Origin of the sequence: Pectobacterium punjabense (assembly GCF_012427845.1) — a bacterium.
Taxonomy (GTDB): Bacteria; Pseudomonadota; Gammaproteobacteria; order Enterobacterales; family Enterobacteriaceae; genus Pectobacterium; species Pectobacterium punjabense.
On sequence record NZ_CP038498.1, the window covers coordinates 3304661 to 3317629 of the forward strand.

Annotated in this window: 12 protein-coding genes; 5 read left to right on the plus strand and 7 right to left on the minus strand. The window is 49.5% G+C overall.

Features of this window, described 5'->3' with window-relative positions:
- Positions 1-75: 75 nt before the first annotated feature.
- Positions 76-513, minus strand: a complete 438-nt coding sequence (locus tag E2566_RS15055; protein WP_107170860.1) for a helix-turn-helix domain-containing protein — start codon at positions 511-513, stop codon at positions 76-78.
- 389 nt (positions 514-902) lie between these two features.
- Here E2566_RS15055 and E2566_RS15060 point away from each other — a divergent pair, with 389 nt between their 5' ends.
- The gene (locus tag E2566_RS15060; RefSeq protein ID WP_107170861.1) at positions 903-1364 is read left to right on the plus strand and encodes a hypothetical protein; all 462 of its coding nucleotides are present in this window, start codon (positions 903-905) and stop codon (positions 1362-1364) included.
- A 46-nt stretch (positions 1365-1410) separates the two neighbouring features.
- Here E2566_RS15060 and E2566_RS15065 read toward each other — a convergent pair whose 3' ends face one another.
- From E2566_RS15065 to E2566_RS15080, 4 genes are all read right to left on the minus strand, one after another.
- The gene (locus E2566_RS15065) at positions 1411-1974 is read right to left on the minus strand and encodes a YolA family protein (protein WP_107170862.1); all 564 of its coding nucleotides are present in this window, start codon (positions 1972-1974) and stop codon (positions 1411-1413) included.
- Positions 1975-2196: 222 nt separating this feature from the next.
- Positions 2197-3012, minus strand: coding sequence for a phosphate ABC transporter ATP-binding protein PstB (gene pstB, locus E2566_RS15070; protein ID WP_107170863.1), 816 nt, complete (start codon positions 3010-3012; stop codon positions 2197-2199).
- A gap of 15 nt (positions 3013-3027) precedes the next feature.
- On the minus strand, positions 3028-4674 hold the full coding sequence (gene pstA / locus E2566_RS15075; protein ID WP_107170864.1) for a phosphate ABC transporter permease PstA: 1647 nt from the start codon (positions 4672-4674) through the stop codon (positions 3028-3030).
- The gene (locus tag E2566_RS15080) at positions 4671-6839 is read right to left on the minus strand and encodes an ABC transporter permease subunit (protein WP_107170865.1); all 2169 of its coding nucleotides are present in this window, start codon (positions 6837-6839) and stop codon (positions 4671-4673) included. Before E2566_RS15080 ends, pstA begins: the two co-directional genes overlap by 4 nt.
- A 217-nt stretch (positions 6840-7056) precedes the next feature.
- On the opposite strand from E2566_RS15080, the gene ppk1 reads away from it, so the two are divergent.
- The 4 genes from ppk1 to E2566_RS15100 all read left to right on the plus strand — a co-directional run bounded on the left by ppk1 (position 7057) and on the right by E2566_RS15100 (position 11673).
- A complete protein-coding gene (ppk1, locus tag E2566_RS15085; protein ID WP_107170866.1) occupies positions 7057-9129 on the plus strand; it encodes a polyphosphate kinase 1 in 2073 nt (690 codons plus the stop codon).
- A complete protein-coding gene (gene ppx / locus E2566_RS15090) occupies positions 9129-10664 on the plus strand; it encodes an exopolyphosphatase (protein ID WP_107170867.1) in 1536 nt (511 codons plus the stop codon). Before ppk1 ends, ppx begins: the two co-directional genes overlap by 1 nt.
- Before the next feature lie 371 nt (positions 10665-11035).
- On the plus strand, positions 11036-11224 hold the full coding sequence (locus E2566_RS15095; protein WP_107170868.1) for a YjfB family protein: 189 nt from the start codon (positions 11036-11038) through the stop codon (positions 11222-11224).
- A gap of 233 nt (positions 11225-11457) precedes the next feature.
- Positions 11458-11673, plus strand: coding sequence for a YfgG family protein (locus E2566_RS15100; protein ID WP_107170869.1), 216 nt, complete (start codon positions 11458-11460; stop codon positions 11671-11673).
- Positions 11674-11859: 186 nt separating this feature from the next.
- On the opposite strand, the gene E2566_RS15105 is transcribed toward E2566_RS15100, so the two are convergent.
- On the minus strand, positions 11860-12285 hold the full coding sequence (locus E2566_RS15105; protein WP_107170870.1) for an organic hydroperoxide resistance protein: 426 nt from the start codon (positions 12283-12285) through the stop codon (positions 11860-11862).
- Positions 12286-12442: 157 nt separating this feature from the next.
- Complete coding sequence (locus E2566_RS15110) at positions 12443-12892, minus strand: MarR family winged helix-turn-helix transcriptional regulator (protein ID WP_107170871.1); 450 nt, start codon at positions 12890-12892, stop codon at positions 12443-12445.
- Positions 12893-12969 lie beyond the last annotated feature (77 nt).

Sequence of the window (12969 nt, forward strand, 5' to 3'; positions counted from 1 at the left end):
GCTCCTGTTGCGTTAAATACCTGGCAGATTAACGCAACAATCGGGGGTTAATGCGAATGATTTGGCATTAGCCCTTTATTTTTTATCACTTTCAGGCAGCGACCAGACAATATTGTTTTCAGCAGCCGCGATGTACCAGTCCACAGTGCTGTTAGCTGGTTTCTTGATGTTTTCATGTTTGGCGAGCGCTTTGGCAGGAAACGTCGCCGCTTTCTTCCTGATACGCAGCGGCGTCTGTTTTTTCTCACCGCTGATCTGCGCATGAAAAGATTCGACTTCCGCATCGAAGAGCACACCTTCAATCTGATGCAGACGGTTCAGCCCACGTAGAATAGAGAGCAGGCTGCTGAGCGTAATGGATTCACCCATTTCAGCCCGTTTGATCGTTGCAATCCCCAGCCCTGCCCGCTCAGCGAGATCAACCTGTGATAAACGCTGCTGGATTCTGGCATCTTTTATTCTCCGGCACAGTTCGGTAATAATTTCGCCTTCGTTCATGGTGCTGAATTTCATCTTACCTGCCGCTTACCAGAGTCATAAAATTGCGCGCATTTTATCATCAATTTTTCAAATGGCACGGACAATTGATGAACGGTAGCCATAATTTTTTTATGGTTTGATGAGACCATGAACATTCCATCAGGTTTGCCGTCAATACGGGTTATATTTAATCGAAACAATTAAATAATATAATAATTAAAACCACTAACCAACAACCAAAAAGACACGAAAATTTAAATAATCAAATAAAAACAACCAATTAAAAAACAATCGCTAATTTAAAAAATAAAAAGAAGACAAACACATTAACTAAGATAAACTTTTCTCTATATTCACACGATTGTACTGCATAACCACGCTCTACTATTGAATTTCACTCTCACAGGAAAGGAACCTCCATAATGAGCATTACAAGCCTTAATGGTATCACTAACTACTCAGTCCCCACGGTGAACCGTAAAGAACCTGCGGAAAACGCATTTTCACTCGTTGGCAATACGTCTAAGTCCCCCCATTCCGTTTCTGCTAATCCTCCCTCAACGATTCAGTCAAGCAAACGTTATGACTTTTCCAATATGACACCACAGGAAGCGATTGACGCGACAAAAGAACTTACGGCCTCCGGCGATATGTCATTTGAAGAAAGTCTGGAAATCGGTATGGCGGCACTGCTCATTTTGCATCCTCCGCTTGACGATGTCGCCCCCGCCGATCCCAACCAGAAAATCAATTTTATCCAAATGCTCAAAAACGGGATAAGTGGTTCGCTGTCACGCGGCGAGCACTTACATGCAGAACAGCAACAGGCAGTATTAGACAAATTAGTCCAACTCAGTTACACACCGATTAGCGTGAAAGCATGATGAAAAGCAGGCTCTCTTTTTGGGAGATCCTGCTAAGAATACGGCGTTATCGAATATTCAGTGAAGTGCTAAGCGTTCTAAAAGGAGGATTAGTAGAAGTGGATTGATAGCGGAAATTGCCAGACTGCATGCCATCGCCATTGAAATAAACCATCCATCCTACATAAGTCGCCCCAACGGGGCATGACTCGCTGTAATTACCACGAACAATACAAACGCCATTAACCTGATAGGATTTCTTGTCTAGACCACCAACCGAAGCAAAACGATGGTTCCCATAACCGACTTCCAGCACCGCAATGCGCAGTTGTGCCCCACCATGGTCCTGAGCCGTTATCGATTTATTTGGACCAATATATTCCCAGGCTCCACCATTCTGTGTTGATGCCACGGCGTAGACATAGACAGAACTCAATGCAGGCGCTGGCGCACGAAGAGGTTTATAGTGCTGAGAAGAGGATTCATTTGCAGATGTTGGGTTCTCCAGAAGCGGAGAATCAAATGCTGTAATTGCTTCCGCCACCGGCTCTTCCATACCCTGAGAATAAGCCGGAAATACAGCACTAACCAACATACTGAATGCAAAACCAATATATATTTTCTTTCTCATCCTGAGTAATTCCATTTAAATGCAGCCGATTGCTGCAGATAAACTATGAATAAAAATGTTATTTTTTCCAGTAACCAAATCACAATAAAATAAAAATATTTACATTAAAAACAAATGATTAACCATTTATTTATTTTAAAAAAAACCTTAAATAACCTAATAATATCATCACCACTCATAATAAAATAACATACATAGCAATGATATCATTTAAATAAATATCTAACCAAATCGCCCAGTAATATAATCTTCTGTGCGACGCTGTATCGGAGAGGTAAATAAATCATCAGTACGGTTGTACTCAATTAATTTACCCTGATTGATAAACGCGGTGTAATCCGACACACGAGCCGCCTGCTGCATATTGTGTGTCACTAATACCAGCGTAAAGTGCTGTTTTAGCGTTCCCATCAGCTCCTCGACAATCAGCGTCGAAATCGGATCGAGCGCAGAAGTCGGCTCATCCAACAGCAGCACTTCTGGTTCAATAGCGATCGCCCGAGCGATCACTAAACGCTGCTGCTGTCCGCTAGATAGCGTGAGCGCATTGTCACTTAGCCGATCCTTTACCTCGTGCCATAGTGCCGCTGCCCGCAGCGCACGCTCAACGGCATCATCCAGTAAGCGACGATCGCGCAGCCCCTGTAATCTCAGGCCATAAATCACATTTTCATAGATCGACTTGGGAAACGGATTAGGACGCTGAAAAACCATACCGATGCGGCGACGTAACACCGCAACATCCAACTGAGGGTCGTTAATTGGCATACCATTCAGCCTGATATCACCTTCGGTACGGCAGTCATCCACCAGATCGTTCATGCGATTAAAGCAGCGTAAAAGCGTAGATTTACCACAGCCAGACGGCCCAATCAGCGCCGTGACCTGATGCTTCGGGATGCGAATAGAAATATCGTTCAATGCCTGTTTATTGCCATAGTACAGATTCAGATGTTCCACGGTTAACGTCGTCTGTTCATCACTCAGTTGATGAACATCAGGCAGCGGTGCCATCTCCTTTTGTGTCATAAATCCCATAACTTCATCCTACTTTCAGAGTGATAACGAACGGTATTTCTCACGCAAAACATGGCGAATCCCAATCGCAGCAAGATTCAACCCGACAACAATCAATACCAGCAGCAGCGCGGTGATATACACCAGCGGCCTTGCCGCTTCCACATCCGGGCTTTGGAACGCCAAATCGTAGATTTGAAAGCCCAGATGCATAAATTTTCGCTCAAGATGCAGATAAGGGAAAATATCATCAACCGGTAAGACGGGCACCGACTTCACCACGCCGACCAACATCAGCGGCGCGGTTTCTCCTGCGGCACGCGCCACCGCGAGGATCAACCCCGTCATCATTGCGGGAACCGCCATCGGCAAGACAACGTGCCACAGCGTTTCGGCTTTGGTTGCCCCCAGCGCCAGCGAACCGTGGCGCACGGACATCGGAATCCGTGACAACCCTTCCTCTGTCGCCACAATCACCACTGGCAGCGTTAGCAATGCCAGCGTCAGCGACGCCCACAGCAGCCCCGGCGTACCAAATGTCGGGTTCGGCAATGCTTCAGAGTAGAACAGTTGATCCAACGTGCCGCCGATGAGGTAAACAAAAAAACCTAATCCGAATACACCGTAAACAATTGATGGCACACCGGCCAGATTAACCACCGCAATCCGCACCCAGCGCGTTAAACTATTTTTTCCTGCATATTCATGTAGGTAAACCGCAGCGATCACCCCCAGTGGCATCACGACAATAGACATCAGCACTACCATTAATACCGTACCAAAAATGGCAGGGAAAAGTTGACCCGCGCTATTACTGTCCGGCGAGTAGTGCATCAGCATGTATTTCGCCTGATAGCCCCAATGGCGGGCTTTTTCCCACAAGCTCATTGCATTAGGATACCAGACCTGCTCAATGTCTTTGAGCGGGATAAGATGGACACTACCGTTAGCATCCCGTAACTGCACCGTATCGCGATTAATATCCAGATTAAGTGCAGTTAACTGGCGCGATAGCTCATCAAAACGGCGTTGCAGTTCGATACGTTCTGCCTGAAGACGGGCTAGCGCCTGATTGTCCAGTGTCTTTGCCTGCTGTCGCTTTTTCTCTTCCAGCCGTAGCGTCTCAAACTGCTGGTTAATCTTTGCCATCTCGCCCATGCGGATTGTCTGCGTCTTCGCGAGCAATCCCTGAACCTGCTCGACGCGATGCCGTAGGGTTGCGGAGAGATCCGTCGCCACTAGTGGTTGCTCTCCCTCCAGCATCCCAGCCAGATAACCGTAGGCGGTGCCATTATTGGTTCGTTTCAATACCAGAATGTCGGCAGGTTTATCAAAGTGAGCAATGTCGCGGGACAGCAGCGTGCGAAAGCTTTGCCCATGAATTTCACGTTGGCCGATTTTGATCAAATAGCGGGTTTCTTCCTTACCAGACAAAGACGCTAAATTGGCCTGTTGCAACTGCGAAGGCGAAAGCGTCTGTTCGGCATAAATTTCCCCCATCAACGCGCGTTGCACACCCTGTTCAGGCTGTAACGTCAGTAGCCAGACGGGCTGCGGCCACAAATAACGCATTCCCTGCCCCGCCAACAGCACGATAATCGCTAGCATGGCCAACAGGCTGATAGAAATTGATGATGCGGTCAGCCACACCCACGGTCTTCCTGAACGGAACCAGCGCTTCACGCATTTTCTCCTTCATCACGGTAACGTTGGCGCAAACGCTGCCGGATAGTTTCAGCCAGCGTATTCACAATGAACGTGAAAACAAACAGCGTGAGTGCCGTTAAAAACAGCACCCGATAGTGACCGCTGTTCGTTACCGCTTCTGGCATTTCAATAGCAATATTCGCAGCCAGCGAGCGCAAGCCCTGAAGCAGACCTTCATCCATAATCGGCGTGTTGCCCGTCGCCATGAGTACAATCATGGTTTCCCCCACGGCGCGACCAAAACTCAGCATCAGCGCGGCAAAAATGCCCGCGCTGGCAGACGGCAACACAACACGCCACAAGGTTTGCCACGCCGTTGCACCCAACGCCAACGAACCCTGGCTTAAGCGAGCGGGTACGCTAAACAAAGCGTCTTCCGCCAGTGAAAAAATTAGCGGGATCAGGGCGAAGCCGAGAGCAACCCCCGCCACCAGCGTATTACGTTGGGCAAAATCGTCACCCAACCATTGGTATAGCGGTTGCCCCAACAGCGCTATTTCGATATGCGGCGCGGCCCAACAGCCAACCACGAACGTCAACAAAATGGCGGGAATGAGAAATAGCGCGTCCCAACCCACAGGGAAACGGGTACGCCAGCGTCTCGGCAGACACTCAACCAACCAACCACAGCCGAGCACAGCCAGCATCCACAACACCGGCATGACTAGAATAGCGGACAAATACGTCGCAAAATGCGGTGCCAGCCAGATGGCCGCAATCAGACCGACGACGACTGTCGGCAGCGCGCCCATGATCTCCAGCGTGGGTTTAATCCAGCGTCGCAGCGTCGGCGACATAAAGCAGGCGGTGTAAATCGCGGCAGACAGTGCCAGCGGCGTAGCAAACAACATGGCGTAAATCGCCGCTTTCATGGTGCCCAGCATCAGCGGCATCATGCTGAATTTGGCCTGATAGCTGTCATCCGCAGACGTGGATTGCCAGATATACGCCGGTTCCGGGTAGTTCTCATACCACAGCTTTTGCCACAACCCGCGCCAGCCAATATCGGGATACGGATTATCAACCTGGTAGCGATGCCACCCCTGTGCCGTTTCAATCAGCATGGCAGAACCACGCGGCGAAAATGCCATCCCCTGCGCCTGTGTTGGCAATGTCTGCGTCAGCAGCGCATGCGACTGTTTACTGGCAAACAGTGACAGCTCACCCTGTGTATTTAATGTGGCAAATACGCGTCGCTGCGCCTCTGTTGCCAGCAATACCGATTCCCCAGCAACGTGCGGAAACTGACGCGTTTCCGTCAGCCTGGCCCCCTTTTCACTCGGGACGTCAAACCACTGGCTAATCCGCCCGTCAGCAGCCTGCACCAGCAACGAACGTCCACCGGACAACAGCGCCAGATGCAGGGGGTCCGCCAGTTGCAATTGCCGTTCTTCACGCAGCGTCAGCGCATTTTCGCCCACTTGCCACAACGTTAATGTATTTCCGTGCAGCAAATACACTTGCTGTCCGTCTGGCGTCAGCAGGAGTTGGCTAACCGCGCCAGCCGGCAGCGTAATCTGTGCCTGTTGCCGCACGCCGCTCTCATCGACATCGGCAATAATCAGTGCATTTTCCTGACCAATCGCCGCAGTAACAACGTGTTTTTCGCCCACAGCCGCTATCGCCAGATGACGCAGTGGCTGCGCGGGCAGCCCCAGTGAATACGCCTGTTCACCCAACGGATACATCCAGGCAGGAGAACGGTTTTCCGTCCGCGACAATGCAGGTTGAACAAAAAGCAAGCGGCCATCAGGTTGGCTCAAGGCATAAATCTGTCGCTCGCCCTGACTTTGCGCCAGCAAACTCAGGGCAGGAACCAGTTGAATACGCGACATAGGCTGATTTTCCGCAAACGGAATAAACTCACCATATCCCTGAGCGTCGATACGAAACCCAATTTGCCCATTGTCGCTGAGTCCCAAGGCCAGCGAAGGTTCCGCGCTGTGGCGTTGAACCGTTTTTTGTCCGTTGACCGAAGGAGACAGGAATAGTGGCGTCACCACATACAGTAGATAGAAGAAGATTAACAACAGCATCGCTAGCACCAGCAGCCCGCTGCCCGCAACAATGCGGTGTACCAAACGATCGACCCACGCTCGTCGACGATCTCGATACTGTAATGTGCTGCCTGTTTTGACCATTATTCTCGCCGTTAAAATGAAGCCGCCAGAGTCGTGTTGCTAACGTATTGCGGGTAGCATATGTTGCCTTTACGCCCATAATATGACAATGGTAAGTCTGTCTATGAATTAGATTTTATCGTCATCAACACGCCATAATGTTGTTGTACCCTATCTCCACAGCGGAAGGGTATGAATATTGGATGAACCTTCAGTACATGAGTTGAGCGGAGTGACAATGGGTCAGGACAAACTCTATATAGAGAAAGAATTAAGTTGGTTATCCTTTAATGAGCGAGTGCTTCAGGAAGCAGCAGATAAAAGCAATCCGTTAATCGAACGCATGCGCTTTCTTGGCATTTACTCCAGCAACCTTGATGAATTTTATAAAGTCCGTTTTGCCGATTTGAAAAGACGCATTCTGATTAACGAAGAACAGGGTCTGGACGGCAATCTACGGCATCTTTTAGGCAAAATTCAGGCGCGTGTACTCAAAACCGATCAACTCTTTGACAGCTTGTATAACGAACTGCTGTTGGAGATGGCGCGGAACCAGATTTTTCTGGTCAACGAGCGTCAGGTTTCCCCTAATCAGCAGGAGTGGCTGAGGGACTACTTCCGGCAATATCTACGCCCACACATCACGCCAATACTTATCTTTGACGAAACCAACCTGGTGGAGTTCCTGAAAGATAACTACACCTATCTTGCCGTCGAAATTATTCGTGGCGATGAGATCAGTTATGCCCTGCTGGAAATTCCTTCGGATAAAATACCGCGTTTCGTCAATCTGCCAGCGGAAGCGCCACGCCGCCGTAAGACCATGATCCTCATCGATAACATCCTGCGTTACTGTCTGGATGATATCTTCAAGGGCTTCTTTGATTATGATGCGCTGAACGCGTATTCCATGAAGATGACGCGCGATGCGGAATACGATTTGGTTACGGAAATGGAATCCAGTCTGCTGGAACTGATGTCTTCCAGCCTGAAGCAGCGCCTGACCGCCGAACCGGTGAGGTTCGTCTATCAGCGCGACATGCCGGACGCGATGGTCGCCATGTTACTTGAGAAACTGGGTATCTCTTCCTATGACTCCGTGATCCCCGGCGGGCGTTATCATAATTTCAAAGACTTTATTTCTTTCCCGAACGTCGGGCGCGCTAATCTCGTCAACAAACCGTTGCCGCGCCTGCGACACACTGGGTTCAACCATTTTCGCAACGGCTTTGATGCGATCCGCGAACGTGACATCCTGCTCTATTATCCGTACCACACCTTCGAGCACGTATTGGAACTGCTGCGACAAGCCTCGTTCGATCCCAGCGTGTTGTCCATTAAAATCAATATTTACCGCGTCGCCAAAGACTCGCGCATCATTAATTCGATGATCCATGCAGCGCACAACGGTAAGAAAGTGACAGTGGTCGTCGAACTACAGGCGCGCTTTGACGAAGAAGCGAATATTCACTGGGCCAAACGTTTAACCGAAGCCGGCGTGCACGTCATTTTCTCGGTGCCAGGGCTGAAAATTCACGCCAAGCTGTTCCTGATTTCCCGCCGTGAAGGGGAAAACATCGTGCGTTACGCGCACATCGGCACCGGTAACTTCAACGAAAAAACCGCCCGTCTGTATACCGACTATTCGCTGCTGACTGCCGACGAACGCATTACTAACGAAGTCCGTCGCGTCTTCAACTTTATTGAAAACCCTTACCGCCCGGTCAGCTTTGAACACCTGCTGGTGTCACCACAAAACTCCCGCGACAAACTTTACCAACTGATCGATACCGAGATCGAAAACGCGCTGGCGAATCGTGATGCAGGCATTACGCTTAAGGTAAATAATCTGGTGGATAAAGGGCTGGCGGAAAAGCTGTATCAGGCTTCGTCTGCGGGCGTGAAGATTAATCTGCTGGTACGCGGCATGTGTTCATTGATTCCTAATTTGCCGGGGATCAGCGAAAATATTCAGGTCATCAGTATCCTTGACCGCTATCTGGAACACGATCGGGTGTATGTCTTCAACAACGGCGGAGACAAAAAAGTCTACCTCTCTTCCGCAGACTGGATGACACGCAACATTGATTATCGCATTGAAGTCGCAGTGGAAATCCTTGATCCTATTTTGAAAAACCGCGTACTGGAAACGCTGGATATCCTGTTCAGCGACACGGTGAAAGCCCGCGTCATTGATAAAGAATCGAGCAACCGCTATGTATCACGCGGCAACCGGCGTAAAGTACGCGCGCAAAATGCCATTTACGACTACATCAAGGCGTTGGAGCAACCTGGAGATAAGCCTGAATAATGCCGCTAACGAACAATGAAAAAACTGAGATGAAGCCGCAAGAATTCGCGGCTATCGACCTGGGTTCCAATAGTTTTCACATGGTGATCGCACGCGTGGTAAACGGTGCGCTTCAGGTATTGGGGCGTTTAAAACAGCGGGTACATCTGGCCGATGGGCTGGACAACAAAAATGTGCTCAGTGAAGAAGCCATTCAACGCGGCCTAAGCTGTCTGGCGCTGTTTGCTGAACGTCTGCAAGGCTTCCCCGCGGTGAACGTTTCTATTGTCGGCACGCACGCGCTGCGTCAGGCGGCCAACGCGCAGGAATTTTTGCGCCGTGCGGCAGACATCATTCCCTATCCAATAGAGATCATTTCCGGTCATGAAGAAGCTCGCCTGATTTTTATGGGCGTGGAGCATACGCAGCCGGAAAAAGGCCGCAAACTGGTTATCGATATCGGCGGTGGTTCTACAGAACTGGTTATCGGTGAGGATTTCGAACCGATGCTGGTAGAAAGTCGTCGAATGGGATGTGTTAGCTTCGCACAGCAATTTTTCCCCAATGGTGAGATCAGCGAAGCCAATTTCAAGCGCGCTCGGCTGGCTGCGGCGCAGAAACTGGAAACGCTGTCCTGGGAGTACCGCATATACGGTTGGAAATTTGCCCTCGGTGCATCTGGAACGATCAAAGCCACACACGAAATTCTGGTGGAAATGGGGGAAAAAGACGGTCTGATTACCCCCGAGCGGCTGGAAATGTTACGCACGCAAATTCTACAGTTTAAGCACTTCAAATCGCTGAGCCTACCGGGGCTGTCCGAAGATCGGCAGTCGGTGCTGGTGCCTGGTCTGGCGATTTTGTGTGGTATTTTCGATGCGCTGGCGATCAAAGAGTTACGCCTGTCTGATGGCGCACTGCGCGAAGGCGTGCTGTACGAAATGGAAGGCCGTTTCCGCCATCAGGATATTCGTATCCGTACCGCGCAAAGCCTGGCAACCCATTACAATATCGACCGAGAGCAGGCACGACGCGTGCGGGAAACCACGCAACAGCTTTATGCGCAATGGGCAGAGCAAAACCCCAGCCTGGTGCATCCACAGCTTGAGGCCATCCTAAACTGGGCTTCCATGCTGCATGAAGTCGGATTGGGCATTAACCACAGCGGTATGCACCGCCATTCCGCCTACATTTTGCAAAATACCAACCTGCCCGGTTTCAATCAGGAACAACAGCTCGTCCTGTCAATGATCGTACGGCTGCACCGTAAGGCCATCAAGCTGGAAGAGTTACCACGACTGAACCTGTTTAAAAAGAAACAGTATTTGCCGCTGGTACAATTGCTACGCCTTGCCACGCTGTTAAACAACCAGCGGCAGGCAACGACGACGCCAGAATCATTGCAATTACATACCGATGACAATTACTGGACGCTGACGTTCCCGCACGACTTTTTTACCAATAACACATTGGTACAGCTCGATCTGGAACGTGAACAGGAATATTGGCAGGACGTCACCGGCTGGAAGCTGATGATTGAGGAAGAGAAAGCCTGATTACCGAAGGCGTTGCGCAAGAAATCTGGCGCGCATTGGGCACCATAATAAGGCGCAAGTTGCGCCACCGCGTTGGCGGGTTCATTCTGGTTAACATAAAGTTAGCCAGAATGAGGCCGATACTAAATTGATGACTGGTGAGAATATTCACCAACATCGTGCAACCTCGGTGGAAAGGCGCACTTCCTTTCCATACCCTAAATAATTTGAGTTTCGGGACAAAACGTTAGCGTTTTGAACAACGCAAAGCGTTGGCGCGCAAGGGCGAGGCTCACGTAAGTAAGCCGAGTATCGCAGCCAACGCACATGCAACTTGAAGTATGACGGGTATATATCGGATAGTAATCCAACTCAACGTTAAGGAGAGTAAAATGGATGTATCACAGATTGCATCATTCGCAACCGACCTCAGCAACCTGCGCACCAGCAGTGAGGCCAGTACGCTTGTGATGAAAAAAGCGCTCGACAGCCAAGAGTCTGTTGCTTTAGGTATTTTGCAAGCCTTACCCCCATTGCCAGCAAACCCGGCGATTGGGCGTAACGTCAATACCACGGCGTAATTCCGCCGTACTACACAACCCGCTTATCCGTTTTTGAGCGGGTTTTTTATACCACCGCCCCAATTCTTACTCACTTCCCTCTCCGTACTCGTTCCTAAGATCCTATCCTTGCACTGAACGTGCGGAAACCCGTTCGTCCATCACCTTTTTCACTGCGGCAGATTGACCTAGGCCACTGCTTGTGCCTAAATAAACAACAGCGAATGTTCGCTTTCACAGAGGATTTACTGGTAATGTCCACGCTTACCCACAAACGACGATTATCGATACGCCCACGACGAAGTGGCTCCCGTATCGCTCGTGCTGTTTTGCTCATCAGCTTCATTATTCTTTTAGGTCGTTTTGCCTACTCCACTATCACCGCGTTTGCCCATCATCAAGACAAACAGCAGCAACGTGCTGAACAGCTACTGCCTCCTACCAACGTACTCATTAATCAGAAAGAGTAACGCTTAGCTAAAGCCGTTTCTTATATTGCCTCGTTAGGCTTTATTGCCTATGTCTCTTCGTGCCCGTTCTTCACATCAGCACGCGTTGCCCATTCAGCTTATGTCGCACAAATAAAAAAAACGGCAGTGCGAATCTTCGCAGCCACCGTTTTCAACGCTCAATAATACCCTCACATCAAACTGGACTTAGACGATAGTCAAAGTCACATCGATGTTACCACGCGTTGCGTTGGAGTAAGGGCAAACGATGTGGGCTTTCTGCACCAGATCTTCAGCCACTGCGCGATCCAAACCTGGCAGGGAAATTTTCAGTTCAACTTCAATACCAAACCCTGTAGGGATGGCACCGATACCTACGCTACCGTTTACCGTTGTACCAGCCGGTACGGCGATTTTCTCACGTGCACCAACAAACTTCATTGCACCAAGGAAACAGGCAGAATAGCCAGCAGCAAACAACTGCTCTGGGTTAGTCCCCTCACCGCCTGGGCCGCCCAGTTCACGTGGCGTCGTTAATTTAATATCAACCGCGTTGTCGGAAGATACCGCGCGACCATCACGACCACCAGTGGCCTGAGCATGAGCAACGTATAAGACTTTTTCAATAGACATAATGTGACTCCAGATAGTTAAGGAAATAGGGATGCTGCTTCATTTCATTTACATAGCAAAAAATTAAATCGCACACTACTTAATTGATTAAAATAAATGACTTAAAAATATGACACAACCTAACAACTCTTACGATGTGCCTAGAACAAGCGCGTGTTTAAAGGTGTCCGATCAGGCTTTTACGTAGCATCTCAAGATCCTTTTTGATCGTCTGTAACTGTTCGAGATGACATTCCGTCGCACAAAACACACTTTCAGGAATCGCCCGCGCCTGTTGCTGAAGGGCACGACCCGCTTCGGTTAATCCGATCAGTACCTGACGCTCATCTTCCGTCCCTCGGTTACGTACCACGAGCCCTGCACTTTGTAAGCGCTTGAGCAATGGCGTTAGCGTAGCCGAATCCAAATACAGCCGCTCGCCCAACTCAGATACCGTCAATCCATCACGTTCCCACAAAACCAACATCACCAGATATTGGGGGTAGGTCAGGTTTAGTTCAGACAGTAAACGACGATACAGCTTATTCATTGCCAGATTGGCAGAATACAGTGCGAAGCATAGCTGTCCATCCAGTTTATAAGCGTTATCGTTCATCGTCTCTGCCATCGGTATCTGTTGCGTTTCTGGTATTGACTCTACATCGCCCAAAACTAAATAGCAAACGATTTAATATCGCGTTAAAT

Excerpts from the sequence above, each read along its gene's own strand:
- E2566_RS15100 (WP_107170869.1), top strand. The coding sequence starts at position 11,458 with ATGTCCACGCTTACCCACAAACGACGATTATCGATACGCCCACGACGA.
- E2566_RS15105 (WP_107170870.1), bottom strand. The coding sequence starts at position 12,285 with ATGTCTATTGAAAAAGTCTTATACGTTGCTCATGCTCAGGCCACTGGT.
- E2566_RS15065 (WP_107170862.1), bottom strand. The coding sequence starts at position 1,974 with ATGAGAAAGAAAATATATATTGGTTTTGCATTCAGTATGTTGGTTAGT.
- E2566_RS15060 (WP_107170861.1), top strand. The coding sequence starts at position 903 with ATGAGCATTACAAGCCTTAATGGTATCACTAACTACTCAGTCCCCACG.
- E2566_RS15110 (WP_107170871.1), bottom strand. The coding sequence starts at position 12,892 with ATGGCAGAGACGATGAACGATAACGCTTATAAACTGGATGGACAGCTA.
- E2566_RS15055 (WP_107170860.1), bottom strand. The coding sequence starts at position 513 with ATGAAATTCAGCACCATGAACGAAGGCGAAATTATTACCGAACTGTGC.
- ppx (WP_107170867.1), top strand. The coding sequence starts at position 9,129 with ATGCCGCTAACGAACAATGAAAAAACTGAGATGAAGCCGCAAGAATTC.
- E2566_RS15080 (WP_107170865.1), bottom strand. The coding sequence starts at position 6,839 with ATGGTCAAAACAGGCAGCACATTACAGTATCGAGATCGTCGACGAGCG.
- ppk1 (WP_107170866.1), top strand. The coding sequence starts at position 7,057 with ATGGGTCAGGACAAACTCTATATAGAGAAAGAATTAAGTTGGTTATCC.
- pstB (WP_107170863.1), bottom strand. The coding sequence starts at position 3,012 with ATGGGATTTATGACACAAAAGGAGATGGCACCGCTGCCTGATGTTCAT.
- E2566_RS15095 (WP_107170868.1), top strand. The coding sequence starts at position 11,036 with ATGGATGTATCACAGATTGCATCATTCGCAACCGACCTCAGCAACCTG.